Source organism: Paenibacillus sp. USDA918EY (assembly GCF_009870825.1).
Classification (GTDB): Bacteria; Bacillota; Bacilli; order Paenibacillales; family Paenibacillaceae; genus Paenibacillus_AQ; species Paenibacillus_AQ albilobatus.
In genome coordinates this window covers 87,547-110,725 of record NZ_WTWY01000003.1, presented here as the reverse complement: position 1 = coordinate 110,725, position 23,179 = coordinate 87,547, and the positions used below count along the sequence as shown (strand labels likewise).

14 protein-coding genes are annotated in these 23,179 nt (G+C 55.1%); 13 read left to right on the top strand and 1 reads right to left on the bottom strand.

Translation table 11 applies throughout. The annotated features are described in order from the left end of the window. Nucleotides 1-13 precede the first annotated feature (13 nt). The gene (kduI, locus tag GQY55_RS08215; RefSeq protein WP_160040034.1) at nucleotides 14-847 is read right to left on the bottom strand and encodes a 5-dehydro-4-deoxy-D-glucuronate isomerase; all 834 of its coding nucleotides are present in this window, start codon (nucleotides 845-847) and stop codon (nucleotides 14-16) included. Nucleotides 848-1,130: 283 nt separating this feature from the next. Here kduI and GQY55_RS08210 point away from each other — a divergent pair, with 283 nt between their 5' ends. The 13 genes from GQY55_RS08210 (at nucleotide 1,131) to GQY55_RS08150 (ending at nucleotide 23,062) form a co-directional block, all read left to right on the top strand. Beyond that, entirely contained in the window at nucleotides 1,131-2,321 is a 1,191-nt protein-coding gene (locus GQY55_RS08210; RefSeq protein WP_160040032.1) for a glycine C-acetyltransferase, read from the top strand. 58 nt (nucleotides 2,322-2,379) lie between these two features. Then, nucleotides 2,380-3,342, top strand: coding sequence for an L-threonine 3-dehydrogenase (locus GQY55_RS08205; RefSeq protein WP_160040030.1), 963 nt, complete (start codon nucleotides 2,380-2,382; stop codon nucleotides 3,340-3,342). A gap of 223 nt (nucleotides 3,343-3,565) precedes the next feature. Continuing rightward, the gene (locus GQY55_RS08200; RefSeq protein ID WP_160040028.1) at nucleotides 3,566-5,380 is read left to right on the top strand and encodes a S9 family peptidase; all 1,815 of its coding nucleotides are present in this window, start codon (nucleotides 3,566-3,568) and stop codon (nucleotides 5,378-5,380) included. A gap of 261 nt (nucleotides 5,381-5,641) precedes the next feature. Then, on the top strand, nucleotides 5,642-6,769 hold the full coding sequence (locus GQY55_RS08195) for a GntR family transcriptional regulator (protein ID WP_160040026.1): 1,128 nt from the start codon (nucleotides 5,642-5,644) through the stop codon (nucleotides 6,767-6,769). A gap of 512 nt (nucleotides 6,770-7,281) precedes the next feature. Then, nucleotides 7,282-8,691, top strand: coding sequence for an ABC transporter substrate-binding protein (locus GQY55_RS08190; RefSeq protein ID WP_236575521.1), 1,410 nt, complete (start codon nucleotides 7,282-7,284; stop codon nucleotides 8,689-8,691). A gap of 90 nt (nucleotides 8,692-8,781) precedes the next feature. After that, nucleotides 8,782-11,754, top strand: coding sequence for an extracellular solute-binding protein (locus tag GQY55_RS08185; protein ID WP_160040022.1), 2,973 nt, complete (start codon nucleotides 8,782-8,784; stop codon nucleotides 11,752-11,754). A 68-nt stretch (nucleotides 11,755-11,822) separates the two neighbouring features. Further along, complete coding sequence (locus GQY55_RS08180; RefSeq protein WP_236575520.1) at nucleotides 11,823-12,731, top strand: carbohydrate ABC transporter permease; 909 nt, start codon at nucleotides 11,823-11,825, stop codon at nucleotides 12,729-12,731. 20 nt (nucleotides 12,732-12,751) lie between these two features. Beyond that, a complete protein-coding gene (locus GQY55_RS08175; protein WP_236575489.1) occupies nucleotides 12,752-13,606 on the top strand; it encodes a carbohydrate ABC transporter permease in 855 nt (284 codons plus the stop codon). Nucleotides 13,607-13,621: 15 nt separating this feature from the next. Then, the gene (locus GQY55_RS08170; protein ID WP_160040018.1) at nucleotides 13,622-15,679 is read left to right on the top strand and encodes a YIP1 family protein; all 2,058 of its coding nucleotides are present in this window, start codon (nucleotides 13,622-13,624) and stop codon (nucleotides 15,677-15,679) included. 21 nt (nucleotides 15,680-15,700) lie between these two features. Next, nucleotides 15,701-18,283: a DUF5696 domain-containing protein gene (locus GQY55_RS08165; RefSeq protein WP_160040016.1), complete on the top strand. Its 2,583-nt coding sequence runs from the start codon at nucleotides 15,701-15,703 to the stop codon at nucleotides 18,281-18,283. A 1-nt stretch (nucleotide 18,284) separates the two neighbouring features. Continuing rightward, on the top strand, nucleotides 18,285-19,181 hold the full coding sequence (locus GQY55_RS08160) for a carbohydrate ABC transporter permease (RefSeq protein ID WP_160040015.1): 897 nt from the start codon (nucleotides 18,285-18,287) through the stop codon (nucleotides 19,179-19,181). 15 nt (nucleotides 19,182-19,196) lie between these two features. Next, on the top strand, nucleotides 19,197-20,150 hold the full coding sequence (locus GQY55_RS08155) for a carbohydrate ABC transporter permease (protein WP_160040014.1): 954 nt from the start codon (nucleotides 19,197-19,199) through the stop codon (nucleotides 20,148-20,150). A gap of 83 nt (nucleotides 20,151-20,233) precedes the next feature. Next, nucleotides 20,234-23,062 carry an alpha-mannosidase gene (locus tag GQY55_RS08150; protein ID WP_442953606.1) on the top strand — a complete coding sequence of 943 codons (2,829 nt, stop codon included), beginning with the start codon at nucleotides 20,234-20,236 and terminating at the stop codon, nucleotides 23,060-23,062. Nucleotides 23,063-23,179: the final 117 nt, after the last annotated feature.

The window sequence follows — 23,179 nt, the reverse complement described above, 5'->3', positions numbered from 1 at the left end:
TCTGCTATAAGTCCTATTTTAATTCCTTCATGTCCACCGGGTCCATATCGGAATAAATTTTGTTGTCCCCGGCCATGCCCCAAATGAACGTATAATTGCTCGTGCCGACGCCGCTGTGGATCGACCAGCTCGGGGAGATGACGGCTTGCTCGTTCCGCATGACGATATGGCGCGTTTCGTTCGGCTCGCCCATCAAATGGAACACGACGGCGTCCTCCGGCAGGTCGAAATACATATACGCCTCCATCCGGCGCGGATGCACGTGGGCCGGCATCGTATTCCACATGTTGCCCGTTTTCAAGAGCGTCATGCCCATTACCAGCTGGGAGCTTTGAATGCCGCTCTGATGGATGAAACGGTAAATGGTCCGTTCGTTGGAATTTTCGATCGAGCCAAGATCGGCCGATTCCGCCTCGACGAGCGTCGCTTTTTGCGTTGGGTAGGTTTGATGCGCAGGCGCGGAATTCAGGTAAAACTTCGCAGGTTTGGCGGCATCTTCGCTTTTGAAAACGACTTCCTTGTTGCCCATGCCGACAAACAGGCATTCCTTGTGGTCAAGCTCGTAAGACTCGCCTTCGACGACGACGACGCCTTTGCCGCCGACATTAATGATGCCGATTTCCCTGCGTTCCAAAAAGTAACCGACTCCAAGCTCCTTCAAATCCACGTCGAGGCGGACCGATTCGTTTACCGGATACGCGCCGCCGATAATCATGCGGTCTTCGTGCGTCAGCACAAGCTCAAGACGGTCCGGAGTGAACAGCACCGGAATGTGGAATTCCCCGCGCAAACGCGCCGTATCAAATTGCTTGACTTCCCGTGGATGCGATGCATATCTTCTTTCCAAAAGAAACACTCCCTTTTCGTTCATTTATGTTCATATCGTTCATATACGTTCACTTTATTCCTTTTCCGTACGTTTTGCAACCGATTTTTTGGTATATGCTCGCGGGATGCGTCCGGCGCAACGGACGGGGTCAAAAAATATTTTGGAAACGATGTCCTTGGTGGATGTACAAATCAGAAAAAAGGTGCTACATTGAATATAGTTAATCGCTTGTATATAAAGGATTCTTAATGATATTAACGTCCGCCATTGGAGGACATATGTATATTTGGGAGGGATTCGCATGCCGAGTCATTCACTGGATCGGTTTTTAACGGAAAACATCGAGGATTTGAAAAGCAAAGGTTTGTACAACGTCATCGACCCGCTTCAAGGACCCAACGGACCGACCATTCTCATCGGAGGGAAAACGCTGATCAACTTGTCCTCGAACAATTACTTGGGACTCGCGACGGACGAAAGATTGGTAAGCGCATCCATCGAGGCGACAAAAACGTACGGCGCCGGGGCCGGAGCGGTCCGGACGATCAACGGCACTTTGGAATTGCACCTGGAGCTGGAACGCAAGCTGGCCGAATTCAAGCATACGGAAGCGGTCATCGCGTACCAGTCCGGCTTCAACTGCAACATGGCGGCCATTTCCGCGGTCATGGACAAAAACGACGCCATCCTGTCGGATGAGCTGAACCATGCTTCCATCATCGACGGGTGCCGCTTGTCGAAGGCGAAAATCATCCGCTTCAAGCACTCGGACATGGAAGATTTGAGAGCGCAGGCCAAAGCCGCAAAGGAATCCGGCTTGTACAACAAAATCATGGTCATCACGGACGGGGTGTTTTCGATGGACGGCGACATCGCGAAGCTGCCGGAGATCGTGCAAATCGCCGAAGAATTCGACCTGATCACGTACGTGGATGACGCGCACGGTTCCGGAGTATTGGGCGAAGGAGCCGGCACGGTGAAGCATTTCGGCTTGTCGGACCGGATCGATTTCCAAATCGGCACCCTTTCGAAAGCGATCGGCGTCGTCGGCGGTTACGTGGCCGGTTCGAAAAAACTGATCGAATGGCTGAAGCTGAGAAGCCGCCCGTTCCTGTTTTCGACAGCTTTGCCGCCTGCGCCCGTGGCTGCGTGCATCGCGTCGGTGGACATTTTGATGAACGACAAAACGCTGATCAAGAAGCTGTGGGAGAACGGGGATTATTTGAAACACGGCTTGAAAAAGCTCGGCTTCGACATCGGAAACAGCGAAACGCCGATTACGCCCTGCATTATCGGGGATGAAGTGAAAACCCAAGAGTTCAGCAAACGGTTGTACGAGGAAGGCGTTTACGCCAAAGCGATCGTGTTCCCGACGGTGCCGAAAGGAACCGGACGGATCCGGAACATGCCTACGGCCGCCCACAGCAAGGAGATGCTGGACCAGGTTCTGGGCGTTTACGAAAAAGTCGGCAAGGAGCTCGGGATCATTTAACCTTGAGTCGTCCAAAATGCGAATTCCGGTTGCGGGGAAGCAATAGGGAGGAATAACGATGAAAAACATATTGGTGACGGGAGCGCTGGGACAAATCGGATCCGAATTGGTCGCCAAATTGAGACATATCTACGGCGCCGACCGCGTCGTTGCGACCGATATCCGGATGTCCGGACACGAGGTCACGCGCTCCGGCCCTTTTGAGACGTTGGATGTGACCGACGGCAAAGCGATGCTCGAAATTGCCAAGCGGCATCAGGTGGACACGATCATTCATCTGGCGGCGCTGCTTTCCGCCACGGCGGAGGAAAAGCCGCTGCTGGCCTGGAACCTGAACATGGGCGGGCTGGTCAATGCCCTCGAAGTGGCGAGGGAACTCGGATGCCAGTTTTTCACGCCAAGCTCGATCGGGGCCTTCGGGCCTTCGACGCCGAAAAGCCATACGCCGCAGGACACCATTCAGCGCCCGACGACGATGTACGGCGTAAACAAAGTGTCGGGCGAATTGCTGTGCGACTACTATTTTCATAAATACGGCCTGGATACGAGGGGACTGCGGTTTCCGGGCCTCATCTCGTACGTAACCCCTCCCGGCGGAGGCACGACCGATTATGCGGTCGAAATCTATTATGATGCCGTCAGCAAAGGGCGGTATACGTCGTTTATCGGTCAAGGCACCTACATGGACATGATGTACATGCCGGATGCGCTGGATGCGATCGTGCAGCTGATGGAAGCGGACGGCTCGAAGCTGAAGCACCGGAACGCGTTTAACGTGACGGCGATGAGCGTCGATCCGGAGGCGATCGCCGCCTCCATCCGGAAGGTGCTGCCGTCCTTCGTGCTGGAATACGACGTCGATCCGAAGAGACAGGCTATCGCCGAGAGCTGGCCGGACGGCATCGACGCAACCGCCGCTGCCGAAGAATGGGGCTTCCGGGCAAAATACGGCCTCGATGCGATGACGGCGGATATGCTGAGCCAACTCGGCGCCAAGGAACGGATGGCCCGGAACGCCTGAGATGTTCAGGATGGAATAATGGAATAAAGCAGCATGCAGCAGCTCAAAACACGCAGCCTGCCTTGCCCTTCGATGGGCGAAGGCAGGCTGTTTTTTAGGGTGAAAACAAGATGGTCGCCGGCTTTCTTGAAGTGGTCATACCGGCCGCGGATGGTCTATAATATGAAGCAAGCCCCGGTTTGACCGGAGGTCAATTTTCAGGGAGACAGGAGCTGTATTATCCATGATTTCATTTCCGAAGCCTGATGTGGAGCAGTTTTTCCAGACGTACCTTATTCGGTCGTTTGGGGTAAGCAAGGATGAATCGCGGCTGGTGTTCAGCAGCACATTAAACGGCAAGTTCAATTTGTGGGCGATGGATTTGAACAGGGAAACTTCGTATCCGTATCCGCTGACCTACAACGACCAGATGTGCAATTTTATTAAGCTGGACCCGCAGGGCCGGCATTTATTGACCGGTTTTGACCGAGACGGGAACGAAAATTACCAGCTGCACGCCCTTCGCTGGAACGGCGGCGAACCGATGCCGCTTTTCGAGAACGTCTCTCCGGACGATAAGCATGAATTCGTGCATTTGTCCGAGGACGGCAAACGCCTTTATTACACGACCTCCAAAGATAATCCGAACTTCCTCAATTCCCGCGTCTACGATTTGGAAACGAAGCAGGATCGGCTGATTTTGGAGGGCCGGGATACGGTCACCGAGATTTCCGCCGTCAGCCCGGATGAGAAGACGTTTGCTTACACGAAAATTTACGCCAACACCCACTACGTAAGTTATGTTTTGCTTGAAGGCGGCAAAGAGATTTGCCTCACGCCTTCTCCGGAGCAGCCCCATATGTCCGCCAACGTGCAGTTCCTGGACAACGACAACGTCGTGTTTGCCACGGATTTTGACTCGGATTTTACATACATGGCGCATTACAACATCAAGGAAGGGACCTTTAAACGGCTGTGCGAGATCGATCGGGAATCGATCAGTGCGCTACGCTTGCATAAGGAGGCGCAAACCGTTTACGTCGTGACGGAAAAAGGCGTCGAGGACCGGCTGTACGCATACTCCCTGAAATCCGGAGAGCTTGCCCCCATTCCGCTTCCGGTGGATATTGTCGAGCAGATTGCCGTCGCGGCTTCCGGCAGCCTGTATATGTTGGGACGCGGCGCGGTCAAACCGCTGAACATCTACCGTTATGACGGCAGCGGGTGGACGATGCTCACGAAAAACGTGCTGACCGGGCTCACGGAAGAGGATCTTGTGGCGCCGGAAACGGTGACCTACAAATCATTTGACGGGATGGAGATCGAAGCGCTTTTGTTCCGCGCGAAAGCGGAAACCGCAAACGGCTGCACGGTTTTTTGGCCGCACGGCGGGCCGCAGGCGGCGGAGCGCAAGCAGTTCCGCGCGATGTTCCAATACATCCTTGCCCATGGATACAACATTTTCTGCCCGAATTTCCGCGGAAGCACCGGCTACGGCAGCTCGTTCACGAAGCTGGTCGAGCAGGATTGGGGCGAAGGCCCGCGCAAGGATTGCCTGGCGGGGATGGATTGGCTGTTCGATCAGGGCATTTCGAGCCCGGAGCGGCTGTTTGTGGTCGGCGGCAGCTACGGCGGTTATATGACGCTGCTGCTTGCCGGACGGAATCCGGAATATTTCAAAGCGGCCATCGACATTTTCGGCGTCAGCAACCTGTTTTCGTTCCATGGTTCGGTGCCGGGTCATTGGAAGCCGATCATGGAGCAGTGGCTGGGCGATCCGGAACGGGATCGCGAACGTTTCGTCAAGGACTCTCCGATTACGTACCTCGACCAAATGGTAAATCCGATGCTCATTATTCAAGGGGCCAACGACCCGCGCGTGGTCAAAGCCGAATCGGATCAAATCGTGGAGGCGCTGCGGGCTAAAGGGCGCGACGTGGAATATATCGTCTTTGACGACGAAGGCCACGGCATCACGAAAAAAGCGAACGAAAAAATCGCTTATGCGCGGATGGTCGAGTTCCTGAACCGTTTTCAATTCGCAGTGAGCAAACCTTGAACGGGAAGTTCCCATGAGTTTCGGTTTTGATCCGATGGATCGAATCGAATAAGACATGCTGCGGCGGCCTGCACCGGCGATATTTTGCCGGCTTGGGCCGCCTTATTTCGAAGCATTATAAACGCGGCAATGCCTTTGCCGCAGCCTACATAGAAACATAGATTCAAATTTGGTATATGGTTTGCATAATTTAAGCTGAATTTGATATAATCAACCGAGGCAATAGCATGTGAATAAAAGGACAGACTGGAAGTGAGTGGGATGCAGTCAAGCCAAAAACCGCTGTACTTGATCATCATGGAAGACTTGAAGGAAAAAATCCTATCCGGTCACTATAAAGAAGACGAGCAGCTTCCGACCGAAGTGGAGCTGGCCGAGTTGTCCGGCGTCAGCCGGATCACGTCCAAGAGAGCTTTGATCGAGCTGGAGCGCGAAGGCCTGATCTACCGCAAACGCGGCAGCGGGAGCTACGTGAAAAGGCAGGAGCCGAAGGGCGCGTTCGAAGGCGCGGCATCCGCGGCGGCACCGATCATTTCCATGGTTCTGCCTTATATGGCGACAAGCGAGCTGGATTTCATTAAAGGCGCGACGGACTACCTGGATGCGAAAGGCTATTATTTGAGCATCCACAACAGCAACTGGAGCAGCGAACGCGAGCGCGAATTTTTGCTTCGGATGCCGAAAAGCGGCTCCGCAGGCATCATCCTGTACCCGATCAGCACGAACAGCAACAACGATCTGCTGAACATGCTGTATTGGAACGATTATCCGTTCGTGATGATCGACCAGTATGCGGACAGCCTGCCGGTAACGAGCGTCGTTTCCGATAACGTCAAGGGCGGGTATATGACCGCCGAACATTTGCTGGGGCTAGGGCATGAACGGATCGCGTTCGTTTCCAGCATCAGCATCGAGTTCCGCAGCTCGGTCCGCGACCGGTACCAGGGCTACTGCAAAGCGCTGCGGGACCAGGGGATCCCGATCGATCCCGAGCTCGTCATCACCGATTTTTACCGCGAAGCCGACAAGGACGAGAGCAATACCTTTTACCGGAGGCTCGTCGGCCAAGTGATGGAGCTTGGAGCAACGGCAATCCAGGCCGAACATGACCATTTGGCCGTCGAACTGCTGCGCAGCGCTATAAGCCTCGGCATCGACGTGCCCGGACAGCTGTCCATCGCCGGGTTCGATAACCATATGATATCGAGCCTGGTCGAAGTGCCGCTGACCACCGTCGCCCAAGACTACAGCGAAATCGGCCGCAAAGCGGCGGAATGGATCGTCGGCCGGATCGAAGACCGGGAGAAATCCGGCGGGCGGACGCTCGTTCCGGTGCGGCTCATCGAAAGGGCGTCTACGTCCGTAGCCGCGAACGCCAATCCTTTATAAAACAAGCAGTTCAGAAAACTAAAATGGTTTCCGAATAACGCAGGCTCCGGAATGTTTCCGGGGCCTGAATTTTGCTTTTTGGCGAGGAAGGATGCGGTCCGGATCGCTTTGTAAATATAAAAAAGCGCAAGTTACGGAACTCATGTTTCCATATATCGTAAGAAAAACTGCTTTTAGATATAATTAATATTATAAAAATGGAATATAAGATATATTCACTATTTACAAAAACTAGGCGGCAGATTATAATAACTCGTGTAAGCGGTATAAAGGATATATCTAATATGATATATAACGCAGTTTCGTTCTGATTTTTTACGGCTTCAGAATGCATGTGCATATCGCTTATTTTTTTGTGCAATTCATGTAAGCGCATTCTTTTTTTGCGGGTTCCGCAAGCTGAAAAAGGGGGGATCGGTTTTATTGCTTCGGTTTCATTGGTCTTTTCTGTATTGGCGATTCAACAATTCTAATCCGAAACGGAAAAAATGGGGGATGAACGCGTGAAGAAGATGAAAGGACTCTCCATGCTGCTCGCAGCGATGCTGTTTGTATTCGTGATTGCAGGCTGCTCGGGCGGCGGCAACGGGGAAAGCGGTTCCAATGAGAGCAATAAAGCCGCGCAGCAGGAGCCTGCGCAAGAGACGGCCAAGGAGCCCGAAAAGCAGGAGCCGGCTGCGGAAGAGAAAAAAATCGACCTCGGCGGGGACACGATCAAAATCGGCGTATGGTATGACGATGCCGATCCACGACTGCTCAAAGAAAAAGGTCCTGCGGACGAAGAGCAGATCAAACTCATTGATGAAGTGGAAAAGAAATACAACACTAAAATCGAATTCGTCAAATTCGGCGATTACAACAAATACGTCGAGAACTTCACCACGACCTCCCTATCGGGCGAGCCGTTTGCCGACATCGTGCTGCTTGAACTGTTCTGGGCTTTCCCGACGCTTGCGAACAAGGATTTTATCCAGCCGATCGACGACAAGCTTGATTTGAACGATCCGAAATACATCGACTGGATGAAAAAAGGCGGCAGCTTCAAAGGCAAGCAATACGGCATGACCGACTCCGCCCCTTCGCCATACGGCCTGTTTTACAACAAAACGCTCGTGAAAAAGCTGGGTCTCGAAGATCCGTACGAACTGCAGCAAAAAGGCGAATGGACCTGGGATAAATTCCGCGACTTCGCCAAAAAGGCGACAAAAGACACAAACGGCGACGGCAAAACGGATATTTTCGGCATCGCCGGCGCTTACGGCAAAACCAACTATTTCACGGAACAGATGGTCTACTCGAACAAAGGCTCCGTCGACAAGGATGCCGAAGGCAACATCAAATTCTCCTTGGACGGCGAAAACGCGATCGAAGCCTTGCAGTTCGTGTCCGATCTGTACAACAAGGATAAATCCATCATGCAGCCCGTTCCGGAAGACGCAAGCAAGGAATTTGTCGCTGGCAAAGGGGTTATGTACGGCGGTTTCAGCTGGGAGCTCGGCGGACTGCTCGACAACATGAAAAACCAGGAGCTTGGTTACGTCTTTTTCCCGAAAGGGCCAAAATCGGATAAATACGTTTCCTACACGCCGTTCGGCAACATGTTCATGGTCGCGAAATATTCCAAGCACGCCGACGTGGCCGCAAAAATCATGGACGAAATCAGCCTGCACGATACGGGCCGGAAGCTGGCTCAGCAGTCGTGGGAAAGCTCCTATCCGAACAAGGAATCGCTCGACACGCGCAAGCAAATGTCAGAGAGCATCGATTATATTTCGTATTACGCCATTCCGGACGGCGGAAAGCTGTTCGAAAACGTCGTTAAAGACATCACGACAGGCAAAATCTCTCCTTCTACCGCAGTCGACAAGGTGAAACCGCAGTTCGAAGCCAACATCAACAAGCTGCTTCAGGACAGCAAATAACCGCCGGCAGCGGAATAACTCTTAGACGCATGCCCCTGTTTCCTTTGCAAGAAGAAAATAGGGGCATTGCTGAAGAGAAAGGGGGAGCCCATGCACAGACCGATATTTAAGACAGCATCCATTCTGCTGGTGGCGGCGCTGTCAGCAGGCATCATAACCGCCGCGCAGGGACCGTCTTCCCGCGAGGTTTCGGCCTCGGCCGTGCAAACACCGGAAAAGCTGGACCTAAGCGGCATCAAGCAATCCATGAAGGCGGGCGGATACGAAGCGTACCTGTCCAATCATCAGCAAGCGGCGCCCTCAACGGAAGACGTCGTCATCGAAGGGGCCTCCTTCAGCAAGGCTGACGGGATGCAGGCTTCCGTCCTGCAGGACTACCAAGGCGAGCAGGGCAAGTCGATTCTTACGGCGGATTCCGGCAGCGTGACATGGGAATTCGACGTGAAGCAGGCCGGGCTGTACAACATCCGGCTGAAAATGTTCACGGAGCCGGGGAAAGATTCCGACATCGAACGGGAGCTGGCCATCGACGGGGACGTGCCTTTTTCAGAAGCGAAAAGCCTGGTGTTCAACCGGGTGTGGAAAAACGAAAAAACTTCGTTCGATCGGGACGAATCCGGCAACGATCTGACGCCGGGGCAAGTGGAGGAGCATATATGGCAGGAAGTGACTTTGAAGGACAGCACCGGCGCTTACGAAGATCCGTTCATGTTTTATTTTTCCGCAGGCAAGCACAGCATGTCGCTATCTTCCATCAAAGAACCGATGGTCATCCGCCAAATTACGCTGTCCGCGCCTTCCGGTTTGCCATCGTACGAAGAAGCGGCATCCGGATATGAGCGGCAAGGGCTGAAGCCGGCAACCGGCGTTTTTATGAAAGTGCAGGCGGAAGAGGCGCTGTATAAATCTTCGCCAAGCCTGCTACCGTACAACGACAGGTCCAATCCGGCGGTGGAACCGTTCCATGTTTCGAAGCTGCGCAACAACGCCATGGGCGGATACGGCTGGAGGCTTCCGGGACAATGGATCGAGTGGGAAGTCGACGTGCCGCAGGACGGATTGTACCAGATCGCCATTAAAAATCGGCAAAACTATCTGCGGGGCCTTTCCGTGCTTCGTTCGATTTACATAGACGGCAAGCTGCCGTTCAAGGAAATGCAAACCGTGCCATTCCCTTACGGCAGCGCCTGGCAGATGAAGGTGGTCGGCCCCGGCGGCGGCGAGCCGTACCTGTTTCATCTGACCCCGGGAAAACACCGGATCCGGATGGAGGTTACCCTCGGGGATATCGCTCCGATCCTGCGTTCCGTGGAATCGAATATTTTGGAATTAAACGCGATGTACCGCAAAATCATCAGCTACACGGGCACCGTTCCCGATGCGTTCCGCGACTATAACCTGGAACAACGCATTCCGGAGATGACCAAGGTGTTCCGCGACTCCAGCGAGCAGCTGGAAGCGATCGCCAAAGCGATCGAAGGCCCGTCAGGCCAAAGCGACGATCGGACCTCGATCATCCATACGGTCGCTTACCAGCTGAAAGACATGGCGGATAAGCCGGAAACGGTGCCGTCCCGCGTCGAAACGTTCAAAACCAACGTCGGCGCGCTCAGCTCATGGATGCTGACGGTGAACGAGCAGCCGCTTGCGCTCGACTATTTGATCGTCAGTTCGCCGGGGAGCAAGCTGCCTGCGGCCCAGGCCGGAACCTGGAAAAAGCTGACCGCGGGCGTGGACGCCTTTTTTGCTTCCTTTTATGAAAACTACGACGACATTTCAAGCGATGGCGATACGGGCGGCAAAAACAGCGTCTCCGTATGGGTAACGTCCGCCCGGGACCAGGCGCAGGTGATCAAACGGCTCGTCGAGGATCAATTTACGCCGCAGACGGGGATTCAGGTCAATCTGAAGCTGGTGGCGTCGGATGTGATTTTGCCTTCGACCGTCGCGGGCAAGGGACCGGACATCGCCCTGCAGATCGGAAACGATCTTCCGGTCAATTATGCCAGCCGCAGCGCGCTGCAGGATTTGTCGGCTTTTCCGGACTTCGGGGAAGTCAAGGAACGGTTTCAGGCAAGCGCTCTCGTGCCTTATGAATACAACGGGTCGTATTATGCGCTGCCGGAGCAGCAAACGTTCCCGATGCTTTTTTACCGGAAGGATATTCTTGAGGACGAGCTGCATCTGAAGGTGCCGCAAACATGGGACGACGTATACGAGATGCTGCCCGTGCTGCAAAAGCATAATCTGCAGTTCGGCCTGCCGCAGAAGCCGCTTGATTCCCTGGGCAACGAGGTGTCGAACGCCAATATCGCCACGATGCCGCCGAACCCGGCGTTTGCGATGTTTTTGTACCAAAACCAGGGACGGTTTTACAAGGACGGCGGCAAAGCCGTCGACCTCGATTCCGAAACCGGCATCAAGGAATTCAAGCAGTGGACGGATTTTTACGTCAATTATAAAATTCCGATTTCGGTCGATTTCGCCAACCGGTTCCGTACCGGGGAAATGCCGATCGGGATCGTCGATTACACGATGTACAACAAGCTGAGCGTGTTTGCGCCCGAAATCAAAGGGTTGTGGTCCTTTGCGCCGGTACCGGGAACGCCCGGCACGGACGGCAAGCTTCACCGCGAGGTGGGCAGCAGCGGATCGGCGACCGTCATGTTCAAAGGGGCGGCAAATAAAGACGCCGCCTGGGAGTTCATGAAATGGTGGACCAGCAAAGAAACGCAAATTGCCTACGGGCGGCAAATGGAAATCCGCATGGGCGCTTCCGCCCGTTATCCGACTGCCAATACGGAAGCGCTTGCCCAGCTCCCGTGGCCGACGCAGGATTTGCGCAAGCTGCAGGACCAGATGCAGTGGGTTCAAGGCATCCCGGAAGTTCCCGGCGGTTATTTGACCGGACGAAACATCGACAATGCGTTCCGCCGCGTCGTCGTGCAGGGGGAAGACCCGCGCGAGACGATGGACAATTACGTCAGGGCGATGAATGAAGAAATCACGCTTAAGCGAAAAGAATTTAATCTCCCTACCATAGAAACGAGGGACCTTCCATGAAACAACAAATCGCCGAACGTCCCGTCATGGCGGGGGCGAAGTTACCTAACCGGGGCGCGCCGGGGCGCATGCTCCGCAGCAAGGCCGCGCGGGTATGGACGGAAATGAAAAAAAACAAGCACGCCTACGTGCTGATGGCGCCTTATTTCCTTATTTTTTGCACCTTCACCGTCATCCCGGTGCTGCTATCCCTTGCTTTGAGCTTCACCAATTTTAATCTGTTGGAGCGGCCGCAGTGGATCGGTTGGCAAAATTACGCGAGATTGTTCGTGCAGGACGACATTTTTTTGATCGCTTTGAAAAACACGCTCCTGTTTGCCGCCATCACCGGACCGATCAGCTATATGGCCTGCTTTATTTTCGCCTGGCTGATCAACGAGCTGCCCCCCAAGCTGCGGGCCCTGCTCACGCTGGTGCTGTACGCGCCTTCCATCTCGGGCAACACCTATTTGATCTGGACGCTGCTGTTCGCCGGCGATTCCTACGGATATGCCAACTCGTTTCTGATGAAATGGGGTTTCATCATGGAGCCGATCCAGTGGCTGCAGGACACGAGGTACGTGCTGATGATTCTCATTCTGGTGCAGCTGTGGCTCAGCTTGGGAACTTCCTTTCTCGCTTTTATCGCCGGGCTGCAAAACGTCGACCGGACGATGTACGAGGCGGGCAGCATCGACGGCATCCGCAACCGCTGGCAGGAGCTGTGGTTCATCACCCTTCCCGCGATGCGGCCGCAGCTCATGTTCGGCGCGGTCATTCAGATCGCTTCGGCGTTTTCCGTCGCGGAAATTTCGATCTATCTGCTCGGCTTCCCGAGCGTGGATTATGCCGCGCATACGATCGTCACCCATTTGGTCGATTACGGCACGATCCGGTTCGAAATGGGGTACGCCTCGGCCATCGCGACCGTCCTGTTCACGATCATGCTGACCGTGAACCTGATGACCCAGAAGCTTCTAGGAAAAGTGGGTGAGTAAGCGTGAAAATGGTTTTGAAAATGCCAAAACGATTGAACAGGTCCTGGGGCGTCGACATTTTGCTGTTCGTGCTGCTGGGCGGCGTTGCGTGTTTCATGGCGCTTCCGCTCGTGTTTACGATCAGCAACGCGTTTAAGCCGATCGACGAAATTTTTACGTTTCCGCCCAAATTGTTCGTGCGCCATCCGACATTCAAAAACTTTACGGACCTGGCGGGAATTTTCAGCGATTCCTGGGTGCCGTTTTCAAGATACGTGTTTAATACGTTTTTTATCGCGATCGTCGGTACGGCGGGGCATGTCATTTTGGCTTCGGCGGCGGCCTATCCGCTGGCGAAGATCCGTTTTCCGGGCAGAAGGCTCCTCTTCAGCGTCGTCGTGCTTTCGCTGATGTTTACGGCTTACGTGACCCAGGTTCCGAACTACATGATCATTTCGTACCTGGGGATGATCAATACGTATTGGGCCATATTGCTGCCGGCGTTCGGCATGACGCTTGGGCTGTATTTAATGAAGCAGTTCATGGAGCAGATTCCGGACGCGCTGCTCGAAGCGGGAAAAATCGACGGGGCGAGCGAATACCGCATTTATTGGCAGATCGTCATGCCGATCGTGCGGCCCGCATGGCTCACGCTGATCATTTTTTCGCTGCAAAGCCTTTGGACGAACGGTTCGGTCACGAGCCACAAATATATTTACAGCGAACAGCTGAAGACGGTGGACTATGTGTTCGGGCAAATCGCAAGCGGCGGTTTGGTCCGGACGGGACCGGTGGCGGCCGTGACGCTGCTGATGATGATCGTGCCGATCACGGTGTTTATCGTCACCCAAAGCAGCATCATTCAAACGATGTCCACGTCGGGCTTGAAGGAATAACAGGGGGGCTGACAGATGAAGAGATGGTTCGCTGCAATCATGATCGCGCTGCTTCTGGCCTCCGGCACCGAGGCGGCCCCGGCGTCGGCAAACGAAACTTACAATTATTCGTATTGGGGAACGCCGGTCCCGGCTCCCGATCCTTATGCCCTGGAGCAGGTGATTTACGGAAGCGACTGGAGCGCGGGACCGTTGTCCGCTCCCCAGGATCTGTACGCCGGTCCCGGCGGCAAGTTGTACATCGCCGATACCGGCAACAACCGGATTGTGATTTTGGATCGTGATTTGAAGCTTGCGGGAGTTGTCGGCGGTTTCGACCATGACGGGAAAAAAGACGCCTTAAGCGGGCCGCAGGGCGTTTTTGCGGATCGGGACGGGAACATGTATGTCGCCGATACGGATAACCGCCGCATTGTCGAGTTTGACAACGGCGGAAAGCTGAAAAGGATCATCCCGGAGCCGGAATCGACGCTCCTTCGGAAGGGCTTCCAGTATACGCCGACCAAGCTTGCGGTCGATAAAGCGGGAAGGCTGTACGTCATCAGCCAGGGGAGTTATGAAGGCATCATGGAATTCGAGTCGGACGGGGCCTTCAGCGGCTTTATCGGCACCAACCGCGTCAAGTTCAGCCCGGTGGACCTGTTCTGGAAACGGATTTCCACGAAGGCGCAACGCGAGCAGATGCAGCAGTTTATCCCGATCGAATTCAACAATTTGGACGTGGACGAAAACGGATTTATCTATACCTCCACGTCCGAGGAAAATTCGGATCAGCCGTTGAAGCGGCTCAACCCTTCCGGCACGGACATTTTGCGCAGCAAAGGTTATTTCCCGCCCAAAGGGGATGTCGGGAATCTCGAGGGCGCAAGCGTCACCGGCAGCTCGATCTTTGTTGACGTAATAGCGGATCGGGCCGGGATGTACAGCGCGCTGGATGCGAAGCGCGGCCGGGTGTTCACCTACGACAAGGACGGCAACCTGCTGTACGAATTCGGCGGCCTCGGGAGCCAGCAGGGCAATTTCCGCACGCCGGCGGCGATCGGCATGCTGGGCGACCGGATCGCCGTGCTGGATAAGGATAACAGCCGTTTGTCGGTGTTTGCGCCGACGACCTACGGCAGCCTGATCCGAAGCGCCGTGCTTGCGCTCGGCGAAGGCAAAACGGATGAGTCCACCGCGGACTGGAAGCGGGTGCTCCAGCTGAACGCGAATTTCGACGTCGCTTACATCGGCATCGGCAAATCGCTGCTCAAGCAGGGGGATAACCGCGAGGCGATGAGCTACTTCAAGCTCGGGAACAGCCGCGAGTATTATTCCGAAGCGTTCAAACGCTATCGCAAGGAAGTCGTATTCGAGCATTTCGGCACGATCGTCCTCGTCATCGCGCTGGCGATCGCCGTCGTGATCGCGGCCGTGAAGCTGGCGGGCCGTAAAGCGAAGGGGCAGTTCTACCGGGAATTCGGCATCATCCGGAATCCGTTCTACACGCTGCTTCATCCGTTTAACGGGTTTTGGGAAATGAAATACGAGCGGAAGGGAAGGCTCGGCGTGGCTTTTTCCATCGTGGCGCTGCTCGTTGTAGCCATGATCGTGAAACGCCAGTGGGGCGGCTTTGTCGTCAATTTCAACAACCCGGACCAATTGAGCACACTGAATGAGCTGAAGTTCATCCTCCTTCCGTTTTTTCTATGGTGCATCGCCAACTGGTCGCTGACGACGCTCATGGACGGGGAAGGGAAGTTCACCGAAATCATGATCGCGACGGCGTATTCCCTGCTGCCGCTGGTGCTGACTTATTTTCCGCAGGTGCTTTACAGCAACGCGATTACGGCGGATGAAAGCTCGTTTTATTATTTGCTGGATACGATCGCGATGATTTGGTTCGTTTGGCTGCTGTTTACCGGCACGATGACCGTGCACCAATATTCCGCCGGGAAAACGATAGTTACGATGCTGCTGACCCTGGTCGTGATGGGGATCATCATCTTCCTTGGCGTGCTTTTCTTCAGCATGCTGCAGCAAATGATCAATTTCGCAAGCTCCATCTACAGGGAAATCACGTTCAGGATGTAGCGCCAGAAGGAGGGATGGAACGTGGGCATTCGCAAAAAACAAGCGGCAGCCATCCTGTGCGCGCTGCTTTTGACGGCGGGCGCCGCAGGGGCTGCGGCCGTCATGCCGCAAGGGAAAGCGGCGGCCGAAACGGAAGCTTCGAAACAAGGCGGGGCGGCAACAGCTTCGGCAGGACAGAGCTTTTCCGTGAACCTCACGCAGCATAAGCAGGCGTCTCCGAACACGCCGGAAGAGCTTAAGGCGCTGGAAACGATGGAAGTGGCGGCGGAAAACGATCGGCTGAAGCTGTTCGTGAACCGGGAGACGGCGGAAATCGCCGTGCAGGAGAAGGAAAACGGGTACGTATGGTTCACCAATCCGCCGCAGCGAAACGAAGATCCGAAAGCGTCTCCGCTGTACAAATCCGAGCTGTCGGCGCAGGTGCTGCTTACTTACTATAACGATAAAGGGCAAATAAACGCTTTTAACAGCTTTGACGACAGCGTGGCCAAACAGCAGTTCAAAATGACACCCGCCGATAACGGGATCCGCGTGGATTACCGGATGGGCAACGTGAAGCAGTCCTTCCCGAATATCCCGAAAGTGATCGGCAAGGACCGGTTCGAACAGGGGATTCTTGCCAAAATCAAAGATCCGGAAAAGCGGGACGACATCAAATACAAGTTCCGCTTTGACGAAAAAAAGCAGGTATATGAAGCAAGGAAGCTTCAGGATTACGTAGCGGAGGAGATGTCCGCGGTGCTGGAGGAAGCCGGTTACACCGCCGAGGATGCCGCGCAGGACAACAAAGCGAACGGGGCCGGCGAAGAGGCCGCATCCGAGGAAGCGGAATTTACCGTCCCGGTGGTGTATGCGCTGGACGGGGACAGCCTCGTCGTATCGGTTCCCGCGAAGGAGCTGAAAGCAAGCAAGTCGTTTCCGATCGCCTCGCTGCAGCTGTTGAAATTTTTCGGCGCGGCGGATGCCGGAAAACAAGGATATATTTTTGTGCCCGACGGCTCCGGGGCGCTCATTCGCCTGAACAACCAAAAGCTGAACGCCGAAGGGTACGATCTGCCGATCTACGGCAATGACGGGGCTTTCGACGTGAAAGAGAAAATCCAGACGAACGAAGCATCCCGCCTGCCGGTGTTCGGGCTGAAGCAAAACGACCATGCGCTCGTCGGCATCATCGAGGACGGGGAAGCGGGCGCCAGCGTGGCGGCGGATATAAGCGGGCGCAACGATTCCTACAATACGGTCAGCGGCAAATTCCAGGTTACGGCGATGGATTATTACACGCTGTCTTCCGGCACGAAAACGAGTGCGGTGCCGATGTTTCAGACAGGCAAATATCAAGGAAACCTGCAGGTCCGGTATGCGTTTTTGTCCGGCGATGCCGCAAATTATACCGGAATGGCGGCGGCTTACCGCAGCTATTTGGCGGGCAAATACGATTTAAAGCCTTTGAAGGCTTCCGCCGATAGCCCGTTTATGCTCGAACTTGAAGGGGCGTTCCAAAAACAAAAATCGCTGCTCGGCATTCCTTACCGGTCGACGGAGCCGTTGACGACCTTCGCGGAGGCGGAAACGATCGTCGGCAAGCTGAAAACCGCCGGCGTCCAAAACATCGACCTGCGGTTCGTCGGCTGGTTTAACGGCGGGATCCGCCACACATCCCCGGGCGACGTTTCAGCGGCCGGAGCTTTGGGCGGCAAGAAGGGCTTGTTGAAGCTGGCGGATTTCATGAAACGAAACGGATTCGGGTTTTACCCGGACGCCGCGTTTTTGGAAAAATACAAAGGTGCGAAAGGCGCGGCAACGCTTCTTGACCGCAGCAAGGCGGAGGTATTCGCTTATAATCCGGTGACGCATGCGAAGGATACGGGCAAGTTTTCCCACTACCTCCTTTCGCCGCGGCAGCTGCCTAAGCAGGTGGACGGATTTTTGGCCGACTACGCCAAGCTGGGCGTTCCAGGGCTGTCGCTGCGGGATTTGGGGCGCGAGGTCCATTCCGATTTCGATCCTAGCCATCCCGTCAGCAGGCAGGATTCGCAGGCGGCTTCGGTAAAGGCGATGGAGCTTCTCCGAACGAAAACCGGTTCGCTTATGGTTGAAGGCGGCAACGCGTACAGCCTGCCGTACGCCGATTGGATCGTTAACGCGCCGGAACGCAGCAGCAGGCTCAATATTACCGACGAAGAGATTCCGTTTTTCCAAATCGCGCTTCACGGCTATTTCAATATCGCCGGGGCTCCGTACAACATGGGCGAGCTGCAGAATCCGCGCCTGGCCATGCTGAAATCGCTGGAAACCGGCTCGGCCGTATATTACCAATGGTTCGCCAGCGACGCTTCCACGGTAAAGGATACGGATTATAACGGCTTGTATGCGCTGAACTATAAGGATTGGATCGACGAGGCGGCCAGGCTGTACGGCGAGTCGAACCCGGTGCTGGCGAAGGTGAGGAACCAAGTCATTACGGCCCACGTCCGCCTGGCTCCGGGCGTCGTCCGAACGACATACGAAAACGGGATAACCGTGACGGTCAATTACAACCGGGCGGCGGTGGCCGTGGACGGCCTGCAGCTTCAGCCGCAGAGCTATCACGTAGGCGGTGAATAACATGTTCAGAAAATCGTTAACCTTGTCCCAAAAAAAGCAGCTCTACGGCGTTTTGTTCGCCACGCCGCTCATATTGGGGCTTATCATCCTGTTTCTGCTGCCGCTGATCCAGTCCTTCCGGTTCAGCCTCAGCACGATCCGGCTCGTTGAAGGCGGTTTTGCCGTCGATTACAAAGGCTGGTCCAACTATTCGGGCCTGTTTACGACCAACCCGGATTATCCGCGCAAGCTGACCGAATCGGTCACGAACATGGTCGTCAACGTGCCGATCATCATCATTTTCAGCTTGTTCGCCGCCGTGCTGCTCAACCAGAAATTCCGGGGAAGGGCGCTGGCGAGAGCGATCTTTTTCCTGCCGGTCATTTTGGCATCCGCAGCGATCGCCAATCTGGACATCAGCAGCTTTGTCGGCGGCTCGACCTTGTCGGGAAGCAGCGGGGGCAGCGGCGGCGGAATGCTGCAAAGCTTCGAGCTGAAAAAAATGCTGACGGACTCGGGACTTGCGCCGGTGTTCGTCAACTACATTACGGGCGCCGTAGACCGGATATACGAAATCATCAGCTCGTCCGGGGTGCAGATTCTCATTTTTCTGGCGGGGCTGCAATCGATTTCCCCGTCTTTGTACGAAGCGTCGCGGATCGAAGGGGCAACGGGTTACGAAATTTTTTGGAAGGTGACGTTTCCGATGATGACGCCGCTTATCCTGACGAATACGGTGTATTCGATCATCGATTCCTTCAGCCGTAATTCGATCAACTCCCTTATATCCGAAACGGCGTTCAAATCGTTCGAATTCGGCCAAAGCGCGGCGATGTCCTGGGTTTATTTTGCGGTGGTGACGGCGATCCTGGGCATTTCGACGGCCATCATTTCCAGAAAGGTATTCTACTATGACTGATAGGAGGAAAAGGCTATGAAATCGCCTGCCGCTTACGCGGATATCATCCAGTACCGGTTTAACCCTCTGGAAAAATCCAAACTTTGGCTGTGGATAGTCGTGCGCACCGTCATGATCGTAGGCTTTTGCTTCATCATTTTGTTCCCGCTGTTTTTGCGGCTGTCGGTGGCTTTCCGCAGCAAAGTCGACATCTACGATCCGACCGTGCTTTGGATTCCGCGGCATTTTACGCTGGACAACATCAAAATCGCCATAGAGGCGACCCGATATTTCCCCGCCCTGCTGAATACGTTTTTGATCTCGGCGGGAACGACGATCATTCAGTTGGCCTCCTGCGCGCTTGCGGCTTATGCCTTTGCGAGGCTGAAGTTCCGGGGCAGCGGCCTGCTGTTCGGCCTCGTCATTTTCACGATCGTGGTGCCGCCGCAGACCATCATGATTCCGCTGTATTTAACGTACCGGTATTTCGACTTATTCGGTTTGATCAAGCTTGTTACGGGCAAATCCAGCCTGAACCTGATCGACACCTTCTGGCCGTTCCTCATTTCCTCGGCGACCGCGATGGGGCTGAAAAACGGCTTGTACATCTATATTTTCCGCCAGTTTTTCCGCGGGATTCCGAAGGAGATCGAAGAGTCGGCGTTCGTGGACGGCGCGGGCGTGCTGAGAACCTTTTGCCGGATCATGCTGCCGAACGCGGTGCCCGCCATCGTTACCGTCGTCCTGTTTTCGTTCGTGTGGCAGTGGAATGACAGCTATTACGTCTCGCTTTTCCTGAGCAAGGTGAAGGTGCTTTCCACGCAGCTGATGGATATGGGATCGGCGCTCGGCAAAGAACCGGATTTGGTGTACCAGTCGATGCTCCTCAACACCGGGGTGCTGCTCCTGACCGCACCGCTCATCATTTTGTACCTGTTTGTGCAGCGGTATTTCGTGGAAAGCGTGGAACGGACGGGCATCGTCGGTTAAACGTCTAAGACAAGCGGCCCGCAACATGCGGCACGAAACGCGGATGGCGGGCCACTGGCTTTTGCTCTAGAAAAAACCACAGAATGGAGAGCGGAATATTGGCACAATCCAAAACAGTACATATCGTTTCACACACGCATTGGGACCGGGAATGGTATCTGCCCTATGAAAAACACCATGTGCGGCTGATTAAGCTGATGGACGAGCTGCTGGCCATCCTGGAAAAGGATCCGGATTTCAAAAGCTTTCATCTCGACGGGCAAACGATCATGCTGGACGATTACTTGCAGATTCGCCCGGAAAAGCGGGAGCAGGTTGAAAAATATGTCCGGGAAGGCCGCATCCATGTCGGCCCTTGGTATATTTTGCAGGACGAGTTTCTGACCAGCAGCGAGGCCAACGTGCGTAATCTGCTGTACGGGCACCGGGACGCGGCCCGCTACGGAGCGGTAAGCAAAATCGGTTATTTTCCCGATTCGTTCGGCAATATGGGGCAGGCGCCGCAGCTGCTGCGGCAGGCCGGCATCGGCAACGCGTTTTTCGGCCGGGGCGTCAAGCCGACGGGCTTCAACAACGAGGTGAGCGAGACGGCGGCGTACGAATCCCCTTATTCCGAAATGATCTGGGAAGCCCCCGACGGTTCGCGGGTGCTTGGCATTTTGTTCGCCAACTGGTACAGCAACGGCAACGAAATGCCGACGGAACCGGGGGAAGCGCGCGCCTACTGGGAGCAAAAGCTGAAGGATGCGGAAAGGTACGCCTCCACGCCGCATGTGTTGATGATGAACGGATGCGATCACCAGCCGGTCCAGTCGGATGCGGCAGAAGCGATCCGAACGGCGCAACGTTTGTTCCCGGCGCATCGTTTCGTCCATTCCAATCTGGCGGATTACGCTCTCGCGGTGTCCGGAACCGTGCCGGAGCATCTGTCCGTCGTACGGGGCGAGCTTCGCAGCCAGCATACGGACGGTTGGTCGACGTTGGTCAATACGGCATCCTCCCGCATCTACCTGAAGCAGATGAACAACCGGGGACAGGCGTTGCTGGAAAAGGCAGCCGAGCCGCTGGCCGTTTTCGCCCATTTGACGGGGAAAGCGCCGTACCCGCATCATTTGCTCGAATATGCCTGGAAAACGCTAATGCAAAACCATCCCCATGACAGCATTTGCGGCTGCAGCGTGGACGAGGTGCATGACGAAATGGTGGCGCGGTTTGCGAAAAGCAGGCATGTGGGCGAGGCGATCGTCAGCGACAGCCTGGACGTGCTTGCAGGCGACATCGATACGAGCCCGTTTCGCAATGTTCTTCGGGAGGGAGAAACGGCGTATCCGCTGGCGGTGTGGAATACGACCGGCTGGGAGCGTTCCGGCGTCGCAACGGCGGAGCTTGCGCTGGAGCGGATCTATTTCCGGAGCGGGATCGGTTTTGCCGAAATGAAAAAAACGCTGCGCACGCTGCCGATCGGGCCTCTGCGGCTGGTCGATCCGGATGGAAACGAAATTCCGTTTGATGATGAGGATCTGGGAATCGCGTTTGGTTACGATTTGCCGGAGGACCGCTTCCGCCAGCCTTATTTTGAAAGAAAAATCCGGGTACGGTTCGAAGCCGGACGGGTACCCGCGCTGGGGCATAAAGCTTTCGCCGTCATCCATGGGAATCAAGCGGCGACCGGTTCCGCTCATCATGCGGATTCCTTCGAATCGGCTAACGGATTGGCTCCAATCGCCTCCGAGCGCCGTTCGCTGGTGACCGGACGAAACCGCATGGAGAACGGGCATTTGGCGGTGACGATCGAAAAAAACGGCTCCCTGACCGTTTTGGATAAAGCGTCCGGCCGGATTTTGCGCGATTTGTGCATCTACGAGGACACCGGCGACATCGGGAACGAATATATGTACAAGCAGCCGGACGGCGATTTGCCGATTACGACGAGGGATCTTGCTGCAAGCGTCACACTGGCCGAAGACGAGCCGTTTCGGGCTTCCTTCGACATTGCGCACACGCTGCGAATTCCTGTCTCCGCGGACGAGACGCTCCGCAAGGAGCAGCGGGAGCTGGTATGGTTTACGGGGCGGAGCGCGGGCCGGTCTTCCGTCATGACGGAATTCCGCATTCATACCCGGGTGACGCTGGAACGCGAAGGCAAGGGCATTCTTGTCGAGTCCGCGTTCGATAACCAAGCGGAAGATCATCGGCTCCGGATGTTGTTCAAGCCGGGCATCGCCGCGGAAACGCATCAGGCGGATTCCATCTTTGAAGTGGCGGAAAGAAACAATGTCCCGGCGGCGGAATGGAGAAATCCGAGCAACTGTCATCATCAGCAGGCTTTTGTTTCGCTACATGATGAAACGCAAGGCCTCCTGATCGCCAACCAGGGGCTGCCGGAATATGAAATCATGCAGGAGGATTCGGCGGTGATTGCCGTAACGCTGCTGAGAGCGGTTGGCGAGATGGGCGACTGGGGTCATTTTCCGACGCCCGGGGCGCAGTGCAAAGGGAAACATGCGGCACGCCTCATGATCATCCCGTTTGCCCCGGCTGAATCTGGCCGCACGGAAGCACGTTTGGATGAAGAAGGGGCCATGATTTTGGCGCATCAATTCCAGGTGCCGTGGCTGACGCTGCAGACCGGCGTTCATGAGGGCAGCCTCCCGGTTGTTCATTCTTACCTGTCCTGGGAAGGGAAAGGCTTGATGCTTTCCGCGCTGAAAATGTCCACAGGCGGCGCTGTCGTGGCGCGCTGGTTTAATGCGGCGAAAGAGGAGCGGCTGCTGACGGCCAAGCCCGCCTTCCCGGTAGAAGAAGCGAGACACAGCAACATTATGGAGGAGCCGCTGGATCAAGCCGACCTCGGCGCGATCGCCGCGGGACCGGCGGAGATCAAAACGGTTTTGTTTCAATTGCCGTCATAGAAACGAATCCACATTTACAGCAGTGATCGTCAGCAACGGGCTTTGAGCAAAAGGAAGAAGCAAATTTGTCAAAATTGTTCACCCACTGGCCCTGATTCTGGCTTATAATAAGCCGGA